The organism is Bifidobacterium sp. LH_230 (genome assembly GCF_056357555.1).
In genome coordinates, this window is the sequence record NZ_JBKEWJ010000001.1 from 131,911 (window position 1) to 155,583 (window position 23,673).

The window sequence follows — 23,673 nt, forward strand, 5'->3', positions numbered from 1 at the left end:
GTCGAGCACCGGACACCGTCCGACGAACCTCCGAGATACCAAGGGAAGCGCAAAAACCAGAAAGAAGACAATGGCTGATATCAAGGGACCTGGGTTCCATTTCGACGTGCACACCGATCTGCGCGCCGACCAGAAGGCCGAAGTGCTCATCGAGGCGCTGCCGTGGCTCGAGGAGTTCGCCGGCCAACGCATCGTCGTCAAATACGGCGGCAACGCGATGATCGACGACCATTTGAAGCAGTGCTTCGCGGAGGACATGGTGTTCCTGCGTCAGGTGGGCCTGCATCCGGTCGTCGTGCATGGCGGCGGCCCGCAGATCTCGCAGATGCTCAAGGCGCTCGGCATCAAATCCGAGTTCAAGGGCGGTCTGCGCGTCACCACGCCCGAGGCGATGGACGTGGTGCGCATGGTGCTCACCGGCAAGGTGTCGCGCGAGCTGGTCGGCCTGATCAACGCGCACGGCCCGCTTGCGGTCGGCCTGTCCGGTGAGGACGGCGGCCTGTTCTCGGCCATGCAGCGCAAGCCGGTCATCGACGGCAAGCCCACCGACGTCGGCCTTGTGGGCGACGTGGTGAGCGTCGACGCGTCGGCCGTCGAGGATCTGATCGCGGCCGGCCGTATCCCGGTCGTCTCCTCGGTCGCCCCGAACGAGGACGATCCGCGCGAGGTGCTCAACGTCAACGCCGATTCCGCCGCCGCCGCCCTTGCCGCGGCGCTCGGCGCGCGCAAGCTCGTGGTCCTGACCGACGTGGACGGCCTGTACGCCGACTGGCCGGACCGCAACTCGCTGATCGGACGCATCGGCGTGGAGAACCTGCGCGACATGCTGCCCGACCTTGAATCCGGCATGAGGCCGAAGATGGAGGCCTGCGTGCGTGCGATCGACGGCGGCGTGCCGCAGGCGCACATCATCGACGGGCGCAAGCCGCATTCCATCCTGAACGAGATTTTCACCAGCGCGGGCATCGGTACGATGGTCGTGCCCGAGGACGGTGTCGAAATGAGGAGTTCATATGGCTACTGAACAGAAGGAAACGCTGGGGTCCGAGGACTCCAAATGGCTGGGTGAGTACTCCCAGGTGCACATGAACGTGTTCGGCACGCCGCTGCGCGTGCTCGACCACGGCCAGGGCGCGCACGTATGGGACGTCGACGGCAACGAATACCTCGACTTCCTCGCCGGCATCGCCGTCAACTCGATCGGCTACGCGCATCCCAAGTGGGTCGAGGCCGTGAGCCGTCAGGCCGCGAAGGTGGCGCACACCAGCAACTACTTCGCCACCGAGCCGCAGATCACGCTCGCCGCCAAACTCGTCAAGCTCGCAGGAGCCCCGGAAGGCTCGCACGTCTACTTCGGCAACTCCGGCGCCGAAGGCAACGAGGCGGCCATCAAGCTCGCCAAACTGTACGGCCGCACGCTTCCGGGCGCGACCCCGTCGATCGGCGGCAAGCCGGCCCGCATTATCGCGATGACCAGCGGCTTCCACGGCCGCACGCTGGGCGCGCTGTCCGCGACGTGGAAGCCCGCCATCCGCACGCCGTTCGAACCGCTCGTGCCGAACATCGAATTCGTCAAGGCCGGCGACGTGCAGGCACTGCACGACGCGTTCATGCAGACCGGCCAGGGCAAGTACGGCAAGGGACCGGTCGCCGCCGTCATCATGGAACTCATCCAAGGCGAGGCGGGCGTGCGTCCGCTCGGCGCCGACTATGTCAAGACGGCACGCCAGATGTGCGACGAGCACGACGCGCTGCTCATCATCGACGAAGTCCAGACCGGCATGGGCCGCACCGGCGCATGGTTCGCGTTCCAGCGCGATGATCTGTCCGGAGGCGTCGTACCCGACATGGTCACGTTCGCCAAGGGCGTCGCCGGCGGTTTCCCGATGGGCGGCATGATCGCCTTCGGCCAGAAGCTCTCCAGCCTGTTCACGCCCGGCTCGCACGGCTCGACCTTCGCCGGCAACCCGCTCGGCGCGGCCGCCGCGCTCGCCACGATCGGCGTGATCGAGGACGAGCATCTCGTTGCCAACGCCGAGGAGCGCGGCAAGCAGCTGCGCGACGGCATCGCGGCATCGGGCAACCCGCTGTTCGCGTCTGTGCGCGGCAGCGGTCTGCTGGACGCGATCCAGCTGGCCCATCCGTGCGCCCATGCGGCGATGAACTGGGCGCTCGAACATGGCCTGATCGTCAATGCCGTCGCCCCCGACGCGCTGCGTCTCGCGCCGCCGCTGATCGTCACCGCCGAAGACGTCGATGCCGCGGTCGACATCCTCTCCCGTATCCCCAACGATCTTCCCAACGACTGAAACGAACCGAAACGAACGATAAGGAGCACACTCCATGACCGGTCAGCTTCGCCACATGCTGCGCGACGACGATCTTAACCATGAAGAACAGAAGCAGGTACTCGAACTCGGCATGAAGTTCCGTGAAAACCGCTTCTACAAGCAGCCGTTCGCCGGTCCCCAGGCCGTCGCCGTGCTGTTCGACAAGCCCAGCACCCGCACCCGTTCCAGCTTCTCCATCGGCGTCGCGGAACTCGGCGGCTACCCGCTCGTCATCGACAAGTCCGGCTCCCAGCTCGGCCGCGGCGAGCCGGTGGCCGACACCGCCCGCGTGCTCACCCGCATGGCGTACGGCATCGTCTGGCGCACCTTCGGCCAGGACCGTGTCGAGGAGATGGCCAAGTACGCCACCTGCCCGGTCGTCAACGCGCTGACCGACGACTTCCACCCCTGCCAGGTGCTCGCCGATTTCCTGACCATCGCGCAGTTCCGCGGCGGCGTGGACGCGCTCGCCGGCAAGACCATCGCCTACGTGGGCGACGCGGCCAACAACATGGCCAACTCGTATCTGCTGGCCGGTGCGGTCGCCGGCATGCACGTGCGCGTCGCCGGCCCGTACGGATACCTGCCGCGCAAGGACATCGTCGAGGACGCCGAGCGCATCGCCGCCGAGAACGGCGGTTCGATCCTCGTCACCATCGATCCGCGCGAGGCCGTGGCCGACGCCGACTGCGTCTTCACCGACACGTGGGTGTCGATGGGTGAGGAGGCCGAATACGCGATCCGTTCCAAGCCGTTCTGGGACTATCAGGTCAACGACGAGCTTATGGCGCTCGCCAAGCCGGACGCGCTGTTCCAGCACTGCCTGCCCGCCTATCGTGGCAAAGAGGTCACCGAGTCGGTGATCGACGGACCGCAGTCCGTGGTGTGGGATGAGGCCGAGAACCGTCTGCACGCGCAGAAGGCGCTGCTCACCTGGCTCGTCGGCCAGCAGCGCGGCGACGAAAGCCTGCTCGCATGAGTGACTCCAACACGCCGGTGCAGCGTCCCGCGACGCGTGCGGCGAGGTTGAGCGTGATCGAGGAGATCCTGCTCAACCACATCATCACGTCGCAGTCGCAGCTCTCCGGCATCCTTTCCGACGAGGGCATCGACGTGACTCAGGCCACGCTCAGTCGGGACCTCGACGAGATCAACGCGATGAAGACGCGGCTCAAGGACGGCACGATCGCCTACACCGTGGGCGATCATGCCGTCCATCAGGCCGCCGGCATCGGCGAGAAGGCCGAACAGCAGATGGCGAAGGTGCTGGGCGGCTTGGTCACGTCGGTCGCGGCGGCGAAGAACCTGATCGTCGTGCACACGCCGTCGGGCGCGGCCCAATATGTGGCCAGCGTGGTCGACAAGCAGCCGATCGACGGCGTGCTCGGCACGATCGCCGGAGACGATACCGTGATGGTGATCTGCTCCGACGACGACATCGCGGCCGCACGCGCGCAATGGCTGTTGTCCATCGCGTCCAAAAACTGAACTTGTTCGCCACGCCAATGCATAAATATACAGACTTGCGCATATACTTGCATCAGCTGACGTTTACAGAAAGGCAATCATGAGCGATAACAAGCGCATCGTACTCGCATACTCAGGCGGTCTAGACACCTCCGTCGCCATCTCGTACCTCAAGGAGCGCACTGGCAAGGACGTCGTGGCGGTCTCCCTCGACGTCGGCCAGGGTGGCGAAAGCCTCGAGACCATCAAGCAGCGCGCGCTCGCCTGCGGTGCCGTGGAATCCTACGTGGTCGACGCCCGCGACGAATTCGCCAACGAGTACTGCATGAAGGCCCTGAAGGCCAACGCCCTCTACGAAGGCGTGTACCCGCTGGTCTCCGCCATTTCCCGTCCGCTCATCTCCAAGCACCTCGTGCGCGCCGCCCACCAGTTCGGCGCCGACACGATCTCCCACGGCTGCACCGGCAAGGGCAACGACCAGGTCCGCTTCGAGGTGTCCATCGCTTCGATCGACCCGACGCTCAAGGCCATCAGCCCGATCCGCGACCTGTCGCTGACCCGTGACGTGGAGATCGCGTTCGCCAAGGAGCACAAGCTGCCGATCACCCAGACCGAGAAGTCGCCGTACTCCATCGACCAGAACGTGTGGGGCCGCGCCATCGAGACCGGCTTCCTCGAGGACCCGTGGAACGGTCCGACCAAGGACTGCTACTCCTACACCGACGATCCGGCCTTCCCGCCGGTCGAGGACGAGGTGACCATCGAATTCAAGCAGGGCATCCCGGTCAAGATCGACGGCCGCGACGTCACCCCGCTGCAGGCCATCGAAGAGCTCAACCGCCGCGCCGGCGCGCAGGGCATCGGCCGCATCGACCTGATCGAGGACCGTCTGGTCGGCATCAAGTCCCGCGAGCTGTACGAGGCCCCGGGCGCCATCGCGCTCATCACCGCCCACCAGGAGCTCGAGAACTGCTGCCTCGAGCGCGAGCAGCACCGCATCAAGCGCGACATCGACAAGCGCTGGGCCGAACTGGTCTACGACGCGCAGTGGTTCTCCCCGGCCGTGCGCTCGCTCAACGCGTTTATCGAGGAGACGCAGCAGTACGTCTCCGGTGAGATCCGCATGACCCTGCACGGTGGTCGCGCGGTCGTCACCGGCCGTCGCTCCGACGCCTCGCTGTACGACTACAAGCTCGCCACCTACGATTCCGGCGACACCTTCGATCAGAAGTCCTCCAACGGCTTCATCGACATCTACGGTCTGCCGTCCCGCGTCGCCGCCGCCCGCGACGTCCGCTTCGGCAACGGCATCGAAGTCCCGGACAACACCGTCGAGTGATGTGACGGCGATTCGCTGATCGGTCGTTCGGCTGATCGGCGGATCGCCCGAATATGAGTGAAGGTCCTCTCCACACATCCGTGGAGAGGACCTTCACTCATATCGCCGCCGTTGTGCCGTCGATCATGGCAACACCACGGCAGCGCGGGGTTGCCATGGCGCGGCTCAGCCGAGCGCGATCTTGTCGATGGCGGCGAGTTCCTCGTCGCTGAACGTGGTGTTCTTCAGGGCACCGATGTTGTCGAGGATCTGCTGCGGCTTGGACGCGCCGGCGAGCACGCTGGTCACCGTGTCGTCGCGCAGCAGCCACGCGAGGCTCATTTCCGCCAGCGTCTGACCGCGCTGGTAGGCGATCTCGTTGAGCGCGACGATCTTGTTATGCACGCGCTCGACGCTGTCCTCATGCAAGAAGCGCGGATCGTGCGCCACGCGCGAATCGGCCGGAATGCCGTTGAGGTAGCGGTCGGTGAGCAGACCCTGCTCGAGCGGGCAGAACGTGATCAGACCCTTGCCGAGCTTCTTGGCCGTGTCCTTCAAACCGTTGCGCTCCACCGTGCGGTCAAGAATGTTGTACTTGTTCTGGTTGATCACGAACGGCACGTGCAGCTCGTCGAGAATCGCGCTGGCCTTGGCGAGGCGCTCGCCGTCGTAGTTCGACAGGCCCACGTACAGCGCCTTGCCGCTTGCCACGATCTGCGCGAGCGCGCCCATCGTCTCCTCGAGCGGGGTGTCGTTATCCGGACGGTGATGGTAGAAGATGTCCACGTAGTCGAGGCCGAGCCGTTCGAGGCTCTGGTCGAGCGAGGCGATCAGGTACTTGCGCGAACCGCCGTCGCCGTAAGGTCCGGCCCACATCTCGTAGCCGGCCTTGGTGGAGACGATCAGCTCGTCGCGGTGCTTGGCGAAGTACTGATGGATCAGCCGGCCGGCGCTCTTCTCGGCCGCGCCCGGCTCGGGGCCGTAGTTGTTGGCGAGGTCGAAGTGCGTGATGCCGTTGTCGAACGCGGTGAAGACGAGCGACTTCATCTGCTCGTACGGCGTGATGTCGCCGAAGTTGTGCCAGAAGCCGAGCGAGATCGCCGGCAGCTTGAGTCCGCTGGTGCCGCAGCGGTTGTAGCGCATCTCGTTGTACCGGGTGGTGGCCGGTGCGTAGTCGTTGGTCGGTTCGAACATATCATCCTCCCATTGATGATCGCGGCGGTGATGCCGCGGTTGGTGTACGATCGTCGGCCGTCGTTCGCACGGTCTGCATCACGGTGGCAATTGTCATACGAAACGTGCGTCGGACAGCTGTTGGTACTATCATTACGCTTCAAGTGCGCTTGAACGCAAGTTCGGGCACGTCGACCGTCGATCAGCGTGTCGCAACGTTGCGGATAATGGTGTGCGTTACGGCAGATCGGTGGAACGGTCCGGCGGCGGCCGATCGCGGAGGATGCCGCGACGGTGCGCGTGCCGGATGCGCGGGGCGACGTACCGCGGACGATGATCGGAAGGACGAACGACGATGGGCGATGCCGGCAAGGACGAGACGTACACGATTCGGCAGATGGCCGACCGGTTCCACATGGAGCCGTCGACGCTGCGCTACTACGAGGATCAGGGCCTGCTGCCGAACGTCGGCCGCACCGCGACCGGCCAACGCATCTACCGGCGCGAGCACGTCGACCGGCTCGGCTCGATCTGCTGTTTCAAGGACGCCGGCATGACCATCGACGAACTCAAACGGTTCTTCACCTACGAGGCCGACGAGGCCGGCCACATCGACGAGATGATGGACCTGCTCGAGCACCGCCGTGAGGCGATCGAGGAACAGCGGCGCGCGCTCGACGCCGCCTATGATCACGTGCTGCGCAAGCTCGACTTCTACGGCGACGTGCGCACCAGCATCCGCGAGCACGAGCCGCGGCCGGATTGGGGCGTCTACGCGCGCCGCCGGTACGTGCAGTGAACGGAGTCGGGCCGCGTGCCGTGCGGTGACGCCAAAGATGTCTCCGCTCGCTGTCGCTCGGTCGACATGACAGGAACTGCGGCAGATCAGCCTGCATGACAGGAACTGCGGCGGATCGGTCGACATGACAAGGATCGCAGCACGCTCGTCAGGAAGAAACAAGGGGAAATGGGACAGTTCGAGATCGTGGTCGGCCAGTTGGTCGGCTTCTTCATCATGCTCATGGTCGGCTATATCTGCGTGCGATTGCGACTGTACGGCCAGACCGCGCTCAACGGCATGTGCTCGCTGCTGCTGAGCGTGCTCATTCCGCTGCTCGTGTTCTCGAACGCGGTGGACGGCACGACCCGCACGCAGCTCATCGACAACCGCGGCGACATCGTGCTCACGATCATCATGTACGCGCTGCTGATCGCCGTGTTCTTCGTCGTCGCGCACGTGCTGCGATTGCGCGGCAATCGTTCGCATATCTTCCAATGCTCGATGATCTTCGGCAACGCCGGCTTCATCGGCATTCCGATCCTGCTGTCGCTGTTCGGCAAGGAGGCCGCGCTGTTCGTCGCGCTCATGTCGTTCGTGGACCAGACGATCCTGTGGACGTACGGAGTATGGCTGTGCGAGCCGGTCAAGGACGACGATGGCAGCGCAAAGACGGCGCATGATGGTCAATCGGGCGCCGGGCGCGATGCGGACACCGGTGCCGGCAATGCGCGCGATGTTCGTGATCATTCCGTGACCGGGAGCGTGACACGGCGGCATGACGCCGCATCGGCAGATCGGCCGTCGATCGGCCGCCGCGTGCTCGCCCTGCTGCGACGGTTCGTCAACCCCGCGTTCATCGGCAACATGACCGCGCTGGCGCTGATTCTCATCGGCGTTCAGATTCCGCAGATCGTGCTCGCCCCGCTGCAGAGGATCGGCGCGATGGCGACCCCGATGTCGCTCATCTATCTCGGTGGCCTGTTCGCGCTCACGCGTTGGTGGACCGTGCTTACGCGCTACGAACTGTACGTGGGCATGCTGGTCAAGATGGTCGTGTTCCCGCTCGGCTTCTACGCGCTGCTCAACGCGATCGCCGGCTTCCTGCCCATGCCGATCACGCACGACATGATCCTCATGATCACGCTCGTCTCCGCCCTGCCGACCATGACCACGATCGCCATGTTCACCGGCCGCACCAACAACATGCCTGAATACGGCGTCGGCTTCGTGCTCGTGACCACGCTGTGCTCGCTGCTCACGCTCACCTTTGTTTCCGCGATCATTCTGTAGATGGGGCATCGCGCTTTGCGCGATATGGTGTTGTTGGCGGCCTAATGGCTGGGATGCTTGATTTGTCTGTTGCTGCGGATGTTGGTTTTGTTTGTGGGCTTGTGGATGGGCTTTGTCCGCGTTGGCGGCGGCGGATGGCGCCGCCAACGCCTCGACCTGTTCGGTCTGCAATTGTGGACGGCCTGACAGCCGCGTTATTTAAGCGGCTTCGCCGCGAGTACCCCATCCCGGCGCTTCGCGCCACCCGTCCTGCAATTATGGACGGACTTCGTCCGCGCTGTTGCCGGCTCGCCTGTCGGCTCGCACTTCGCCTACAAACGCCGCCGGCGCTTGCTTTACGGCGAAGTCCCTAAAGAGGGGAGGGAAAAACATACGAAGAGCAGGGACGCGTCGCGAAGCACCCCCTGAAAAGGAGGGAGATGTTCCGCCCTTTCTCCCCCCTGAGTGTTCCGTTCTTTCCCTCCCCTTTCAGGGGAGGGTGGCGCGAAGCGCCGGGTTGGGGTACTCGCGGCGAAGCCGCCAATAGAATGGCATCGCGCGAAGCGCGATACCATTTCTCACGGTGTGGACGTGCTCGATCAGGATTCGATCTGGCCGGAGTCGGTGCCGGTGTAGCTGCTTGAATCGTTGGACGAGCTGCTGCCGGACTGGCCGTCAGAGCTGGAACCGCCATTGGAAGACTCGCTGGAACCGTTGGAATTGCTCGAATCGCTGCCGGGCATGCTCGGCGGTTCGCCCATCTGGCCGTTGGAGTTGTCGGACTGGCCGCCGTTCGACTGTCCGCCCTGGCCACCCATGCCGCCTCCCGGCATCTGCATCTGCTGGCTCGAACCGCTATCGCCGTTGCCGCTGACCGCGTTCACGATCGCCGCACCGGCCGCGCCGCCGACCAGACCGCACACCAGCGACACGCCGGCCACGATCGCCCAGAACTTGGTCTTCGGATTGGTCTGATGCGGGGCCGGAACCTGACCTTGCATCGGCTGGCCGGGCTGGCCGTACTGCTGGCCGTTCGGCGCGAACGGGTTACCGCCGTTCGCCTGACTTGGCTGCGCATACTGCTGGCCATACTGTCCGTATGGCTGCTGGCCGTAGGCCTGACCGTACTGCTGTCCGTACGCGTTGCCGTAAGCCTGATCGGACGATGCTGCCTGGCCGGGCTGCGCATACTGCGGCGTGGACTGCGCATGCGGATCGGGCTGGCCGTACTGCGTCGTCTGCTCGGCCGAGGCTTCGGTCGCGGCGGCGGTCTGCGCGGCCGGCTGCTGGACCTGTGCCTCCTCCTGCTGCCACTGCCAATCGGTGCGCTTCGCGGATTCGATCGGGGTCGTGGCCTCGGTGTCGGTGGTGGCGTCGGTGATCTTGGTGGTGTTCTCGTTGCTCATGATGATTCCTTTGGTGTGAAACAGTGTGATGGGGTGCGTTGAATACTGTGTCATTTCGAGCGGAGCGAAGCGGAGTCGAGAAATCTTGCGGATGCAGTACCGTCGTATAGATTTCTCCGTTCGCTTCGCTCAGTCGAAATGACAGGGGAAGCCGTGTAGCTCAATCGAAATGACAGGGGAGGGGCATTCGGTCGAATGACAGAGGGAGTCAAGATCTCTGCTGACTAGTGCTTCGTCGGGCTTAATGTGATGGGTTTGACGCTCCCCCAGTCGGCTTCGCCGACAGCCCCCTCAGCCGAGGGGGCCGAGAATAAAGACGCGTCAGTTTAGGTCCGACAAAGTACTAGTGCTTCGTCGGGCTTAATGTGATGGGTTTGACGCTCCCTCAGTCCGCTTCGCGGACAGCTCCCTCGGCCGAGGGAGCCGAGATCGCCGCGGACTATGCCATCGTCCAGCTGGTGCTGGTGCCGAACTGGCTGTCGAAATCGGAGCGGTCGATCGTCTCGTCCGCAAGCTCCGTGTCGGAGTCGGCGTCCACGGTCGTGGAATACGAGCTGGTCACGGTCACGGTGATGTCGCTGTCGCCGGACACCACGGTCTTGCCGTTCGCGACGATCGTCACCGTCTTGCCGTTCGAATCGACGATCTTGCCGCCGGACGCGACGTTCAGCGCGGAGATCGTCGTATCCTTGGTGACCACCCAGACGGACGTTCCGTCAACGTTCACGGTGATCGGCGCGTCGCTGGTCGAACCGTTCGCCGCCGACGCGTTCTCGGTGATCGAAGCCGCGCCCGTCCACGTCGAACCTTCCAGCAGGTACAGGTCGACCGACGAGATCGTGTCCGCCGTCACGTCGCCCTCCAGCGTCTGGTCTCGCCCGGTGAACGTGACCGTCGCGCCGTTCGAGCCGGCCGAACCCCAGTTGTTCGCGTCGTTGCCGGACGCGTTGATCAACGTGGCCTTGCTCGTGTCGAAGTCGAGCGTCGTGTTGGACAGCACCACGTCGGCCGTCGTGTTCGTGAAGTAGAACATCGAACCGGATTCGATCGCGGACTTCAGCGTGGAGTCCTTCGCCTGGAACGTCGCGTGCTCGCCGGTGGAGGACTCGGCGTCGCCGGACGTGGACTGGTAGATGATCACGCCGTTGGCGATCGGATCGGAGCCGGTTTTGCCGGTGTTCGTGCTTTCCAGCGTGGAGTTGTTGATGAGAATCGTGTTGTAGCCCTCCATGCCGGCGATCTGGCTGCCGGACGCGGTGCCGGTCACGTTGTTGACCTGCACGTCGCCGGTCGAGTACAGCAGCGGCGAGCCGGAACCGGCCGTGCTCAGTTCGGAATCGGTGACGGACACGTTGCCGCCGCCGCGGTCGGTCGCCACGGTCGCGCTGTGGTCGCCCTGCGTGTCGGCAGTGACCTTGCCGGCGAGGATCGTGCCGGAGTAGGTCGCGTCGAGCGCTCGCGAATTGTCGGACGTGGTGCTGATCGTCGTGTCGTAGACGAGCGCGGTGCCCGAGTCGGTGGCGAACACGCCGTTCGAACCGGAGCTGGACGCGGTGAGCTTGCTGCCGGAGATGACGGTTTTCGAGCCGTCGCCGACGGTCAGCGAGATCGAATTGGTGCCGTAGAAGTTGTTGTTGTCGGCGTTGTCGGAGTCGCCGGACTTGGTGAGCGTGGCGCCGTCGATCGTAAGCGTGCCGCCGTTCTGGGCGAGGGCGACGTTCTGGTCGGAATCCGTGGCCGTGACGTCGTCGGAGGAGGTGACCTCCTTGCCGTCCGCGGTGAGCGCGGCGGTGTAGGAGCCGGCGTAGTCGTAACTCATGGTGTTCGCGCCGCCGCCCATGCCGCCGGGCGCGTTCATGGTGATGCTGTTGGCGGAGGAGCCGTTGGAGCGGCGGACGGCGTATGCGGTGCCGGCTCCAGCGGCCATGCCGCCGGCGAGCGAGACGGCCGCGGCGATGGCGATGAGTTTATAGGTGGCGAGCGTCGGTCGTGCGGCAAGTGCTGCGCGGGTTGCGGTGCCGTTACGACGGGCTGCTGTGCGCTTGATCTTGTTCATGATCGCATCCTTTCGCTTGGATGACTCCAGTAAACGACGCTTTCTGTGGAGCGCTCTGGAGTGTCGCGAAAGGACGGCTGACGGCTGTGGCAACAGCCTCTGGAAGTTTTCTGGACGCTTCCTGAATGTGATTACACGAGCGTTGTGTTCGTTTCGACCGAGCTTGGCCTTGTTCTATCGTTTCGACCGAGCAATGCCTTCACATGTCATTTCGACCGAGCACAGCGAGCGGAGAAATCTTGCGGCGGGTGTGGCTTCTTAAGATTTCTCCACTCGCTACCGCTCAGTCGAAATGACGGGAAGGGGAAACGCCGTCGATGCTGTGATTACTGTGCCAACATGGCTCGGATGCGGGCGGTGACGTGGCTGACGGTCAGGCCGTAGCGCTCGTTGAGTTCGGCGAGCGGGACACGATCGGTGAACTCCTTGGTCGCACCGAAGTTGAGCACGCGCATGGGCGCGGTCGCGGGGGAGCCGGCGTGATTCGCGTACCATGCGGTGATCTTCTCGCCCCAGCCGCCTTCGAGCTGGCCATCCTCCAGCGTGACGACGAGACGGTGATGCTCGGCCAGTGCGGTGAGCGTTGCGTCGTCGATCGTGGAGAACTGCTGCGGGTCGATCAGCGTCGCGTCGATCGGGGAGCTGTTTGTCTCGCGACCGTCGGCCAGTGCGGAGACGATCCGCCGTCCCAGCGGATACTCGTTGCCGAGCGCGAGAATCGCGACCCCGGAACCCGCATGATCGATGCGGTACCGTTCCCACGGTTGGGTTGCGTTGGGTGCGGTCAGACCGTTGCGTTCGGCGGCGAGGATCGTGTCGCCGGGCACGCGGATGACGACGGGGGAGTCGTTGGCAGCGCTTGTGGACCATGCGAGCATGTCGAGGAACGACTGGCCGGAAGTCGGTGCGAGACAGGTGAGGCCGGGGATGTTGCCGAACATCGCGATGTCGAACGCGCCCGAATGCGTGTTGTCCGCACCGGACAGGCCGCCGCCGAAGTCGAGCAGCGTCACCGGCGTGTGGTTGAGCGACAGTTCCTGCTGCAACTGGTCGAACGTGCGCTGGAAGAACGTGGCCGACGTGGCCAGCACCGGGCGTCCGCCCGCGCGGGCGATGCCGGACGCGAACGCAACCGCATGCTCTTCGGTGATGCCGGTGTCGACGTAATGCGCCCCGGCACGGGCGCGGAAGGCGCGCGTGATGCCGTTCGAGCCAGGCGTGGCGGGGGAGATGACCACAAGGCCCGGTTCGGAGGCGAACCGGCGTTCCAGCTGGGCCATCGCCAGCTGGCCGTAATGTTTGCGCGCGCCGAGCGGACGGCCGGCGGCGCTGTCGGGGTTGATCCAATGGTTCGCTTCGCAACGGCCTTCGGTGATCGCCAGATCCTCGGCGGCCACGATGGCATCGCCGGAATCGCTGTCATCGTCGTCATCGTCGGACGTCAGCGCAGCCGACGAATCCGTCGTATTCGTACCGTTCGCAGTCGCATCGTCCGTGGTCGCATCGGCAACATCGGCAGTATCAGCTGTATCGCCGGCACTGTCCACAGCGTCCGTCGCACCGTCGGCAACCGGCAATCCCAGACCTTTACGCGTATGGATATGCACGACGACCGGATGATCGATGTCACGCACCGCAGCGAACGCATCCACGAGCGCGGCCACGTCGTTGCCGTCCTCCACATACCGGTAGTCCAAGCCGAACGCCTTGAAAATATTCGGTTCCGCGCTGCCGCCGGACTCGCGCAGACGCGCGAGCGGACCGTACATGCCACCGTAATCCTCCGTGATCGACATCTCGTTGTCGTTGAACACGATGATGAGATTGCCGCCCTGCACAGCCGCGTTGTTCAGTCCCTCGAACGCGATGGCCGAGCTGAGCGAACCGTCGCCGATCACCGCGATCACGTTCTCACGGCCGCCGTTCATGTCGCGTGTCTTCGCCAGACCGCACGCGAGCGAAATCGACGTGCCGGTGTGGCCCAGCACGAACTGGTCGTGCGCGGACTCGTCCGGATTGGTGAAGCCGGTCACCTCGTCGCCCCGGGCCGGGTCAAGATATGCGTCCGCGCGGCCGGTGAGCATCTTGTGCACGTAGCTTTGGTGCGACACGTCGAACACGATCTTGTCGCGTGGCGAATCGAACACGCGATGCAACGCGACCGTGGCCTCCACCATGCCGAGGTTCGAGCCGATATGGCCGCCGTGATGATGGCCGTATGCGATCAGCGTGCGTCTGATTTCCGCGCACAGGGCGGGCAGTTGCGAGGCATCAAGGGCATGCAGGTCGGCGGGTCCGTGAATCGTATGCAACATCCCACCACGCATAACGCAGTTGCCCCTTTCTCGCTGTTCCAAAAGCACCACCCTAACGCATGGTCTGCCATACGGCCCGGCGATTCTCGCAAATACCCGCAACATCTCCGTATATTCGTGCGGTATCCGTGCGTCGCATTCGCTAGACTGGTCCGTGACTCGTGGAATACCGACGACAAGGAGGGCCAATGAAGGCCGTATATGCAGCAGACGTCAACGCCGAACATCCGCTGGACGCGCTCGCGGTGGGCGAGCGCCCCGAACCCGAGCCGCGCCCGTTCTGGTCGACCGTCTCGGTCAAGGCCGCCACCGTCAACCATCACGACATCTGGAGCCTCAAAGGCGTGGGACTGGCCGCCGAGCAGACGCCGATGATCCTCGGCACCGACGCGGCCGGCATCCTCGACGACGACATCCCCGTGCGCAAAGGACTCAAGGCCGGCAGCGAAGTCGTGCTCTACACCGTCGTCGGCACCGACAACGCCGGCGTCATGCCCGGCGAACGCCGCACGATCCTCTCCGAGCACTATCAGGGCACGATGGCCGAGAAAACGCAGGTGCCCAGCGCCAACGTGTTCGCCAAACCCGCCAACCTGAGCCTCGAAGAGGCCGCCGCGCTCGGCACAAGCTGGCTGACCGCCTACTCGCTCGTGTTCACATCCGCAAACGTCAAACCCGGCGACACGATCCTCGTGCAGGGCGCGGGCGGCGGCGTGTCCACCGCGGCCATCCAGCTCGCGCATGCGGCCGGACTCGAGGTGTTCGTCACCTCGCGCGACGCCGGCAAACGTGAGCGCGCGCTCGGCCTCGGCGCGGACGCGGCGTTCGAGGCGGGCGCGAGGCTGCCGCGCAAGGTCGATGCGGTCATCGAATCGGTCGGCGCGGCAACGTGGAGTCATTCGGTCAAATCCGTGCGTCCGAGCGGCACGATCGCGATCTGCGGTGCGACGACCGGCGACCAGCCCGGCGCCGAACTCACCCGCATCTTCTTCCAGGACATCCGCGTGCAAGGCACCACGATGGGATCGCGCGACGACTTCGCGCGGCTGCTGCGCTTCGTGGAACACGCCGACCTGCATCCGGCGATCGACTCGACATATGCGCTCGCCGATGCGCCGGCCGCGTTCGCCAAGGTGGCCGGCGGCGACGTGTTCGGCAAGGTCGTGCTGCGCGTGTGAGCGACGGACGCTGGGCGCGCTGCGCTCGCGGTTGAATATAGCGAGGCCCCGAATCTGAATCGATTCGGGGCCTCACCGGTCATATGCGTGAATTACGGGGCTTATCGCGAACCTATTGAGGTTCGTGGAGCGCGCCGCGGCTAGCGGTCCAGACGGAAGCCCTGCGCGGCGACCGGCTTTGCCATCGCGTGACCGGCCATATCGGCCGTCGCATTCTTCGCGATCTGGTCGCTGAACGCGTCCACCGGGCGGTCGGCGTGACGCAGATCGTAATACTGGTGCACCGCGGCGTCGAACTCGGCGAGCGGTTCGAGCGTCGCCTCATCGTCGGACGGATACGTGTTCTCAAAGAACTGCATCGAACGCGGCATGCGCGGCTTCAAAGCCGGCTCCTGATCCGGCTTGCCGATCGCCAGACCCAGCACCGGGTACGTGTATTCGGGCAGGTTCAGCGAATCGATCAGGCCGTTCACGTCGTTGAGCAGCGAGCCGAGGATCACGCAACCGAGACCGAGCGATTCGGCCGCCGTTTCCATCGTGTGCAAGGCGAGCACGGCGTCGTTCTGCGCCTGCGCGAAGCGGTAGCTGGTCTTGAGCGTGAACTCGTCGGCATCCGTGTCGATGCCCTTCGCCTTGGCGATGGCGGCGTTGCGGTGCTCGTCCAGCACGAACACGTACAGCAGGGGAGCGGTGGCGATGTACGCCTGATGGCCGTATTCTGCCATCTTGCGCTTGAGATCGGGGTCGGTGATACGGATCGCGGACCAGTCGTTGAGGAACTGGCTGGACGCGGCATGCTGCGCGACCGTCTCGAGCGTGGCGATGGTCCGCTCGTCGATCGGCTCCGGCTTGAACGCGCGGATCGAGCGACGGTTGAGGAGGGTGTCGATGGTGTCGTTATGGATCAGATCTGTGGTCATGACTGTATTGTCACGCGAGCGTTGGGCGACACGCCATAGGTATGCTGTGAGGTAACTTCCAGCCGAACGTTTCGCATCGTTGCGAGCTGGATTAGACTGGTACGTGCGATGGACTAGTACTTTGTCGGACCTAAACTGACACGTCTCTATTCTCGGCCCCCTCGGCTGAGGGCCGAGCCGTGAAGCAAACGCCGGCGGCGTTTGTAGGCGAGGTGCGAGCGACAGCGAGCCGACAGAACGCGGCCACAGGCCGTCCACAATTGCGGGACGCTGTCGGCGAAGCCGACTGGGGGAGCGTCAAACCCATCACATTAAGTCCGACAAAGTACTAGGTGCGGTTGTGTCCGCTGCCTTGTTGTGGCGTGATGAAGTTGGCGGAGGACCTGTCGCCCTGAGTTCGATCGCATGCTGATATCGCGGATGATCGCATGAATGAAGGGGATGTGATGGCTGATACGACTGGTGATGCCAGGATGCAAGTTGCCGAAGCTGCAGGCTCGCGTGACGATTGGCTGCTGCCCGATCCGTTCAAGGGGCCGGACGGCGAGCGGATTCGGACACGGGAGCAGTGGCCGGTGCAACGCGAGTACTTGGTCGGCCTGGTGTTGCGGGAATTGTATGGCACCATGCCGCCCGCGCCGGCGGCTGGCGGTATGGCGGCCGAGTTTGTGAACCGTGCGCCGGTGCTGGACGGGGATGCCGTATTCGAGTTGGTGCGGTTGACGATCGTGGACACGCCGGGCGGGGTTCCGATCGCGTTCAACGTGCGCGTGTGTCGGCCCGCGGATGGCAGGGAGCCGGTTGGCGCGCTGGTGCTGCCGAATTATCGCTCTCCCGACCATTGTTGCGGACTGTGCGTCGAGGAGAGCATGCTGCGCGAGGCGGTGCGCCGCGGGTATGCGGTCGCCGGATTCGAGATCGACGAGGCCGCGCCGGACGATGCGGAACGATTCTTCGTGAGTCCGTGCCTCCGCGCGTATCCGGGGTATACGTGGCATGCGTTCGCCGTATGGGCGTGGCTGCAAAGCCGGGTGATCGACTGGTTGACGACCCGGGATTGCATCGATGCGAATCGGATCGTCGCCACCGGACACTCCCGGTTCGGCAAAACCGCGTTGTGCTGCGGTCTGACCGACACGCGAGTGGCCGTGACCGCTCCGGCCGGCTCCGGCTGCGGCGGCATGGGATCGATGCGCTTGCAAGGCAACCGGTTCGGTGAGGGCCATGGTCATTTCGAACGCATCGGGCGCATGGCGAACTGGTTCCCGCACTGGGTCGTGCCCGAAGCGGCCGCGTACGGTTCCTCGGATGGCGAGCGGCCGTATCGTGAGTGCGAGATGCCGTTCGATGCGAATACGCTCGCCGCATGCACCGCGCCGCGAGGGCTGATCGTGGTGGAGGGGTTGGATGACGGCGCGGCCAACCAGTTCGGCACGCAGACGGCGTGGTTGGCGGCCAGCGAGGTCTACCGGTTCCTCGGCGTGCCCGAGCGCTGCGGCATCCACTACCGCGAAGGCGGCCACGCCTACACGCCCGAGGATTGGTCCGTGATACTCGACTTCTGCGATGCGGTGCTCGGCGGCAAACCGGTCCACACCACTTACAAGACCCGCTGCGACGGCGACGCCCCCGTCGGCTACGCGTGGATCGCTCCGGATGCCGAGTAGTCATTTGGCGGGGTGGTTCGTCGGCCTCTTCCGCGTTTTGCCCCGCTATAGGAGCATGGAGCGAGGCGATTCGCTGGATTCTTCTGCTATGCGCCTCGCGGGGGAACTTCTCAGCGGGGCGAGTTGCGAGGTATTCCGCGTTTTGCCCCGCTATTGGCATGCTGAGTGGGGCGATTCGTAGGGTTTTCCGTGATTTGCCCCACTGGGAAGCCGCCAGCGGGGCAGAACGCGGATTCCTCTGGATTTGCCTCGCTGCAGAGGCGCTTAGCGAAGCGGAAGGTGGGATTCTTCCGTGATTGACCCCGCTGAAGGTGTGCTTAGCGAGGCGGGAAGAGGGGTTCTTCCTCGATTTGCCCCGCTAATGGTGCTGCTTGCGGGGCAGAACGCGGAACTATCAGATGAATGGCAACGCAACCAGCGCGGCGATATATATCACGGTAATCACGGCAAACGTCACATCGGCCGGCTGAATACGCAACTCATGCCAATGGGTCCGACGCACGCCCTCCTCATAACACCGTGCGTCGAGCGCAAGGCTGAGATTATCGGCGTGCCGTATCGCGCCGGCGAACATCGGCACGCACAACGCGGTCATCGCCTTGAGCCGAGCCGCAGGAGAACCGGTCTCAATGCTACCGCCACGGGCCGCCTGCGCGTCGGCGATCGCCTTCGCCTCCGCACCGAGCGTCGGCAGGAACCGCAATGCCAGACTCATCACCAGCGCGATCTCCTGCGTATGCAGACCGATCTTCGACAGCGGCGAGAGCAGCGAACCGAATCCGTCGGTCAGTGCGGTCGGCGTGGTCGTCTCCAGCATGACCGCACCGAGGATGATCACCAGCGCGAATCGCAGCGCGTACAGGATGGCAATCGTCACGCCGTCGTCGGTGATCGGTATCGGGCCGAGTCGTGCGAGCGTGGTGCCGGTGCGCACGAAGAAGATGTTGAGCGCGCCCATGACGACGAACATCGCGAGGAACATGTGCACGGATGCAAGCAATCGCAGCGGATTGATGCGCGACGCCGCGACGATGCCCGCGACCAGCACCGCGCCGAGCGCGAGCTGTGCCGGCGTGTTGATCGCGAATGCGGTGAACATCATTGCGAGGAAGGTCACCATCTTCACACGCGGGTCGAGTTTGGCGATGAACGATGATGCCGTTCGTGCGGGATGCACGGACGATGAAGGTGCGGTGGGCTCTGTGGATGCAGGGGGAGCGGGATGAGAAAGATTTCTCCGCTCGCTGCGTTCGGTCGAAATGACAGAGGATGATCGCTCGGCCGGGACGATAGAGGGGGATTGCTTGGTCGGGCCGACAGAGGATGGTTGAGTGGCTGGGGCCGCGGAAGGGTACTGTTCCGGTGATGCTGTGGAGGAGACGTGTTCCTGACGTTCCCGGTTTTCCTGCACGGGAAGCTTGTTGGCTGTACTCGTTGAAAGGATGGCTGATGGCACGGTTGAACTGTGACCGCTTGCATGCGCGTTCAACGTGATGATGCGGTCGGCTACGGCGTGGGCTTCATCGAGCGAATGGGTGATGATGAGCACGGTCACGCCCTGCGACTTGAGCGTGCGGATCAACTCGTGAATACGCGCGTTTGCATCGGCATCAAGACTCGCGGTCGGCTCATCCATCACCAGCACGCGCGGTCGGCATGCGATCACACCGGCGATCGCCGCAAGCCGCTGCTGGCCGCCCGACAGACTGAACGGCGAACGATCGGCCAGATCCTCGATATGCAACATTCGCATCGCCTCGTCCACGCGGGCGGCGACTTCAGGTTCGCCCAGCCGTTGATTGCGCGGCCCATACGCCACGTCTTCGGCAACCGTATCTGCAAACAATTGCCGTTCAGGATGCTGCATCACGAATCCGACCTCGCGGCGCAACGCCTCGCGCTGCTTGCGGCCGAGCGTGCGAGACGAGCGACGCGTATGGATATGGCGAGACCGGCTGCCGTCAGGACTTTCCGCAGTGATTGTTCGTGAATCGGCTGGAACCGACGGATCGGTTGCCACGGGAATCCCGACGACGCTGATCGACCCGTGTTGCGGCTGCTCGAGTGCGCAGATCAGGCGTGCCAGCGTGGATTTGCCGGCACCGTTCTCGCCCATGATCGCCACGACCTCGCTGGCTTTCACCGTCAGCGACAGGTCGTCCAGCGCGGGGGTGTCGGCCCCCGGATATTGGTAGGTCACATGGCTGACGACGATGGCGTTCCCGGTACCTTTGGATGAGGCCGTGTCGTTGTTCGATGCTTTATCGTTGTCATTTCGAGCGGAGCGCAGCGAAGTCGAGAAATCTTTTGGAGTGGTTGCCTGTGAAAGATTTCTCCGCTCGCTTTGCTCGGTCGAAATGACAGGAGGGCGGTGCTCGGTCGAAATGACAGGGGAGGGCGGCAACGGAGCCGCATCGGCGACAATCCGTCCGCGCTCCAGTCGCACTACGCGGGTCGCGCGCGCCACCTCGTCCTCATGATGCGTCACATGCACGATCGTCGTGCCCTGCGCATGCAGCTCGTCCAGAATCCGCATCACTTCGGCCCTCGCGGCCGGGTCGAGCATCGCGGTCGGCTCGTCCAGCACCAGCATGGACGGGTGCATCGCCAGCATGCCGGCGATCGCCACGCGCTGCTGCTGCCCGCCGCTCATCCTTGTCGGATCATCGAACCGATGCGCGGTCATGCCGACCGCATCCAACGATTCGTCGATCCGCGAACCGATCGTCGGACGGTCCAATCCCAGGTTTTCCGGGCCGAACGCCACGTCGTCCTCGCTCACGGTGGTGACGAGCTGGTCCTCCGGATTCTGGAACACTGCGCCGATGCCGCGCCGGGCCGCCCGGTATTCCGCCGGATTCGCACCGAAATCGGACTCACCCGTCGAATCGGCCATGGTATCGTCTTGCGAGTCGCCCTCGCCGGTAATCGCACTGTCCGCGTCTGTCGAATCGGTCGATACTGCGGAACTGCCAGACATCCCGAGCGAGAACACATGATGGCCGAGCAGCGTGATATCGCCGGCGTCGGGCGCGGCGAGTCCCGCGATCAGACGGGCCAGCGTGGATTTGCCCGACCCGTTCGCGCCGGTCAGGCACACGTATTCGCCGGGCGTGATGTCGAGGCTCACGCCGTCCAGCGCCCAGGTCGCGCCGCCGTCATAGCTGAAGCGGATGCTGGTGAGCGTTGCTGCGAGTTCGGTCATGAATGATCCTTGTATATAAGTAGGTTGCGTACGGAGGCGGATTGTCGGACGGCTCCATCTTAGACATGCGGCTTCTGCTGATTGGTTCGTCGATGGATATCTGTGGGCCGTTGGTGGCTCTATCAGTGGGTGATTCCGGACAGAAAGCTCATTGGTGGGCGTATGCGGACGTTTGAACGGCTGCGCCGATGGACGATCGTGAGCGTGAAATCGTCAAGTGGGCGTTTACCTACCACAGAGGTGCTTCATAAGTGGGTGTTTCCGGACACGGAATTCGGAAGTGGGTGTTTGCCTACCATATAGAGCCTTCCGTAAGTGGACAAACACCTACCATGAACATATAAGTGGGTGTTCACCTACCACGAAAAGACCGGAATCACGGTTTTCATGGTAGGCAAACACCCACTTACGGATTGTTGCGTCCGGGATGACCCACTATTGAACCGTAAGTGGGCGTCGGCGGACTACTTGTCGAGCAGCGTGGTGATCGGCTTGTAGATCAGGAACGTGACAACGCCGTGGATCACGAACTTGAGCAGGTTGAACGGCAGCAGGGCCGGCACGATGAGCGCCGCGACCTGTGCGACGGTCATGTGCGCGTAGATCGGGGTGACGATGAGGTTGCCGACGATCGCGACGGCCAGCGCGCACACCGCGCCGACGATCAGGCCGATGATCGCGCCGTTGCGCGTGCGGTTCTTGCGGTAGATGATCGCGGCCGGGACCGAGAGGAACAGCGCGACGAGCACGGCCATGAGCGTGCCCCACGGGTCCATGAACAGGTGCGGCACGAAGCCGAGCACGCTCACGATCGCGGCGGCGGCCGGGCCGAACGCGAAGCCGGCGATCAGCGCCACGATGCCGGACGGGTCGTACTTGAGCCACTGGATGCCCGGAATGATCGGGAACTCCACGAAACTGGTGGCCATCGCGAGCGCGACGAACAACGCGTACATGGCGATGCGGCGGGTGGACCAGCGGCCCGAATCGGCCACGCCGGTCGAGTGCGCGGTGTCCGGGCGCGACGAGGTTGCGCTGCCGGCGGCGGTAGAAGTGGCGTTGGTGGTATGCGAAGAGACACTCATATCGAGCTCCGTTTCTTCCATCCGGACTGTAACCGTTGGCCCCGGATTCTCACCGGATCAGCCGCTTGCGCGGGTCGCGGGCTTGCGCGTGACGGCCGTTATGATGTCGGCCGCGCGTTTACCGCCAGTAAGGATTTTCACCTTCCCTGAAACTTACGTGCCTATGTATACGCCCACCCCCGGATTTGTGCCGGCAGCGTAGTCATTCGTTTTCGAGCAGCCCGATCGTATAAATCGGAGCATATAGGATTTTCCCTTCTCGGGAGATATTGCAGGGGCCGAAGACATATCCGGTATCGAGATGATATTTGGGTTCCGACAGCACATTACCCATTGCATGGTGGCGTTTGTATGATTTGCCGGATTTGATTTCTATGGGCAGTACGTTGTCGTTACGATCCTGAACAAGGAAATCGAGCTCGCCAAGTTTCTTGCTGTTGAAGTAGTACAGTTTGAAGCCTTGTGCCGCCAGTGCCTGTGCGGCGGCGTTTTCGTATATGGACCCATAGTTGATGTCGGGATTTCCATTGAGTACTTCAATGGATGTCTTCCGTAGGAACGAGCCGGTGAGCAGTCCGACGTCATTATAGAAGAGCTTGAACAGGTTTCGTTCTTTGCTCATTTCCAGAGGAGCACACGGCTCGTCCACGTTGTATGCCGCGAGGGCAACATTGGCTCCGACAAGCCAGTCGAAATCGGAGGCGAGAGCCTGGAATCGCGCCGATTTATTTATCTTGGAAAAAGTGAACCGCTTATTGGGGTTGTTCAGTTCGCTGGGGACGAGATCATAGATGGTGCGAATGTGCAGACGGTCCTCCCGGTGCGCGTATTGGCTGATATCACGTCGATATTCCCGCTTGATGTTTTCCTGTATGGTTCGCACGTCCAGGATGCTACCGTTGGTGCAGAAGGAATCGACTGCAGCGGGCATGCCGCCAATCACCATATATTTTGCATACAGATCCATGAGTCGTTGGTGGATGAACTCGTCGACTGTCTGTTGCTGTGTCAGATGATCGCGCAGACGACTGATTGCATTTTCAAACCATAATATGCAGAATAAATGACGTTTTCAAACCAAAAAATGATGGTTTTTCTACATTTTCCAACTAATTCGATGAACCTTGCTCGCCTGACTTGCCCGTTGTCGTAGATGAGGATGCGGGGCGCGTGCGCCACCTGGATTTTGCGCGAGGGGTGTTCGCTATGCGGGATAGGGGTCGGTGGGCGATCGGGGAATCGGGGGGACGGCGTGTCGCCTAGATCACATTCTGAATACGTGTGCAGGAGATAGTTGACACTTATATATCAATCGTCTCGAACGGGTTTGGCTTATCAAGATAAGTAGCCGATGGCAAGCGCTTGCCAAATGTTGCATTGGAGGATTGAAAACGTTTGCGTACTGATTGCAAGACCTACGTAGCGATTGGATTTTCGGGCTGATTCTGTCTGGTTTTCGTGTCTCGGGGGGGTAATCATGGCATCGCATTCACGAAGAAGCGA

At 63.4% G+C, this 23,673-nt stretch carries 16 protein-coding genes, 1 pseudogene and 1 riboswitch; of the genes and pseudogenes, 9 read left to right on the top strand and 8 right to left on the bottom strand.

Annotation, left to right across the window (positions count from 1 at the left end):
• Nucleotides 1–70 precede the first annotated feature (70 nt).
• The 5 genes from argB (at nucleotide 71) to AC1A0G_RS00535 (ending at nucleotide 5,136) form a co-directional block, all read left to right on the top strand.
• Nucleotides 71–1,024, top strand: coding sequence for an acetylglutamate kinase (gene argB / locus AC1A0G_RS00515; RefSeq protein ID WP_476526699.1), 954 nt, complete (start codon nucleotides 71–73; stop codon nucleotides 1,022–1,024).
• The gene (locus tag AC1A0G_RS00520; protein ID WP_476526700.1) at nucleotides 1,014–2,309 is read left to right on the top strand and encodes an acetylornithine transaminase; all 1,296 of its coding nucleotides are present in this window, start codon (nucleotides 1,014–1,016) and stop codon (nucleotides 2,307–2,309) included. The genes argB and AC1A0G_RS00520 overlap by 11 nt, the downstream gene beginning before the upstream one ends.
• Nucleotides 2,310–2,343: 34 nt before the next feature.
• Complete coding sequence (argF, locus tag AC1A0G_RS00525) at nucleotides 2,344–3,309, top strand: ornithine carbamoyltransferase (protein WP_476526701.1); 966 nt, start codon at nucleotides 2,344–2,346, stop codon at nucleotides 3,307–3,309.
• Nucleotides 3,306–3,818, top strand: a complete 513-nt coding sequence (gene argR, locus AC1A0G_RS00530) for an arginine repressor (protein ID WP_476526702.1) — start codon at nucleotides 3,306–3,308, stop codon at nucleotides 3,816–3,818. Before argF ends, argR begins: the two co-directional genes overlap by 4 nt.
• A gap of 79 nt (nucleotides 3,819–3,897) precedes the next feature.
• Nucleotides 3,898–5,136 carry an argininosuccinate synthase gene (locus AC1A0G_RS00535; protein ID WP_476526703.1) on the top strand — a complete coding sequence of 413 codons (1,239 nt, stop codon included), beginning with the start codon at nucleotides 3,898–3,900 and terminating at the stop codon, nucleotides 5,134–5,136.
• A gap of 165 nt (nucleotides 5,137–5,301) precedes the next feature.
• Here the strand turns inward: AC1A0G_RS00535 and AC1A0G_RS00540 are convergent, their stop codons facing one another.
• Nucleotides 5,302–6,309 (bottom strand): aldo/keto reductase, encoded by a 1,008-nt coding sequence (locus tag AC1A0G_RS00540; protein ID WP_476526704.1) that lies wholly within the window; start codon nucleotides 6,307–6,309, stop codon nucleotides 5,302–5,304.
• Nucleotides 6,310–6,643: 334 nt separating this feature from the next.
• On the opposite strand from AC1A0G_RS00540, the gene AC1A0G_RS00545 reads away from it, so the two are divergent.
• Nucleotides 6,644–7,087 carry a MerR family transcriptional regulator gene (locus tag AC1A0G_RS00545; RefSeq protein WP_476526705.1) on the top strand — a complete coding sequence of 148 codons (444 nt, stop codon included), beginning with the start codon at nucleotides 6,644–6,646 and terminating at the stop codon, nucleotides 7,085–7,087.
• A 168-nt stretch (nucleotides 7,088–7,255) separates the two neighbouring features.
• Complete coding sequence (locus AC1A0G_RS00550; protein ID WP_476526706.1) at nucleotides 7,256–8,359, top strand: AEC family transporter; 1,104 nt, start codon at nucleotides 7,256–7,258, stop codon at nucleotides 8,357–8,359.
• A 578-nt stretch (nucleotides 8,360–8,937) separates the two neighbouring features.
• On the opposite strand, the gene AC1A0G_RS00555 is transcribed toward AC1A0G_RS00550, so the two are convergent.
• From AC1A0G_RS00555 to AC1A0G_RS00565, 3 genes are all read right to left on the bottom strand, one after another.
• On the bottom strand, nucleotides 8,938–9,744 hold the full coding sequence (locus tag AC1A0G_RS00555) for a hypothetical protein (RefSeq protein WP_476526707.1): 807 nt from the start codon (nucleotides 9,742–9,744) through the stop codon (nucleotides 8,938–8,940).
• A 439-nt stretch (nucleotides 9,745–10,183) separates the two neighbouring features.
• The gene (locus AC1A0G_RS00560; RefSeq protein WP_476526708.1) at nucleotides 10,184–11,800 is read right to left on the bottom strand and encodes a beta strand repeat-containing protein; all 1,617 of its coding nucleotides are present in this window, start codon (nucleotides 11,798–11,800) and stop codon (nucleotides 10,184–10,186) included.
• Nucleotides 11,801–12,126: 326 nt separating this feature from the next.
• A complete protein-coding gene (locus AC1A0G_RS00565) occupies nucleotides 12,127–14,127 on the bottom strand; it encodes a 1-deoxy-D-xylulose-5-phosphate synthase (RefSeq protein ID WP_476526709.1) in 2,001 nt (666 codons plus the stop codon).
• A gap of 176 nt (nucleotides 14,128–14,303) precedes the next feature.
• Between AC1A0G_RS00565 and AC1A0G_RS00570 the strand changes: the two genes are divergently transcribed.
• Complete coding sequence (locus AC1A0G_RS00570; protein ID WP_476526710.1) at nucleotides 14,304–15,293, top strand: zinc-binding dehydrogenase; 990 nt, start codon at nucleotides 14,304–14,306, stop codon at nucleotides 15,291–15,293.
• 140 nt (nucleotides 15,294–15,433) lie between these two features.
• Here the strand turns inward: AC1A0G_RS00570 and AC1A0G_RS00575 are convergent, their stop codons facing one another.
• Entirely contained in the window at nucleotides 15,434–16,201 is a 768-nt protein-coding gene (locus AC1A0G_RS00575) for a nitroreductase family protein (RefSeq protein WP_476526833.1), read from the bottom strand.
• Nucleotides 16,202–16,659: 458 nt separating this feature from the next.
• Between AC1A0G_RS00575 and AC1A0G_RS00580 the strand changes: the two genes are divergently transcribed.
• The gene (locus AC1A0G_RS00580) at nucleotides 16,660–17,880 is read left to right on the top strand and encodes a glucuronyl esterase domain-containing protein (protein ID WP_476526711.1); all 1,221 of its coding nucleotides are present in this window, start codon (nucleotides 16,660–16,662) and stop codon (nucleotides 17,878–17,880) included.
• A 394-nt stretch (nucleotides 17,881–18,274) separates the two neighbouring features.
• Here the strand turns inward: AC1A0G_RS00580 and AC1A0G_RS00585 are convergent, their stop codons facing one another.
• The 3 genes and pseudogenes from AC1A0G_RS00585 to AC1A0G_RS00595 form a co-directional block, all read right to left on the bottom strand.
• Nucleotides 18,275–21,085, bottom strand: coding sequence for an energy-coupling factor transporter ATPase (locus AC1A0G_RS00585; RefSeq protein ID WP_476526712.1), 2,811 nt, complete (start codon nucleotides 21,083–21,085; stop codon nucleotides 18,275–18,277).
• Nucleotides 21,086–21,549: 464 nt separating this feature from the next.
• Nucleotides 21,550–22,170: an ECF transporter S component gene (locus tag AC1A0G_RS00590; protein WP_476526713.1), complete on the bottom strand. Its 621-nt coding sequence runs from the start codon at nucleotides 22,168–22,170 to the stop codon at nucleotides 21,550–21,552.
• A 5-nt stretch (nucleotides 22,171–22,175) separates the two neighbouring features.
• A riboswitch (FMN riboswitch) is annotated at nucleotides 22,176–22,328 on the bottom strand.
• Nucleotides 22,329–22,372: 44 nt separating this feature from the next.
• A pseudogene (locus AC1A0G_RS00595) lies at nucleotides 22,373–23,170 on the bottom strand (DUF4143 domain-containing protein); the annotation flags it as partial.
• Nucleotides 23,171–23,673: the final 503 nt, after the last annotated feature.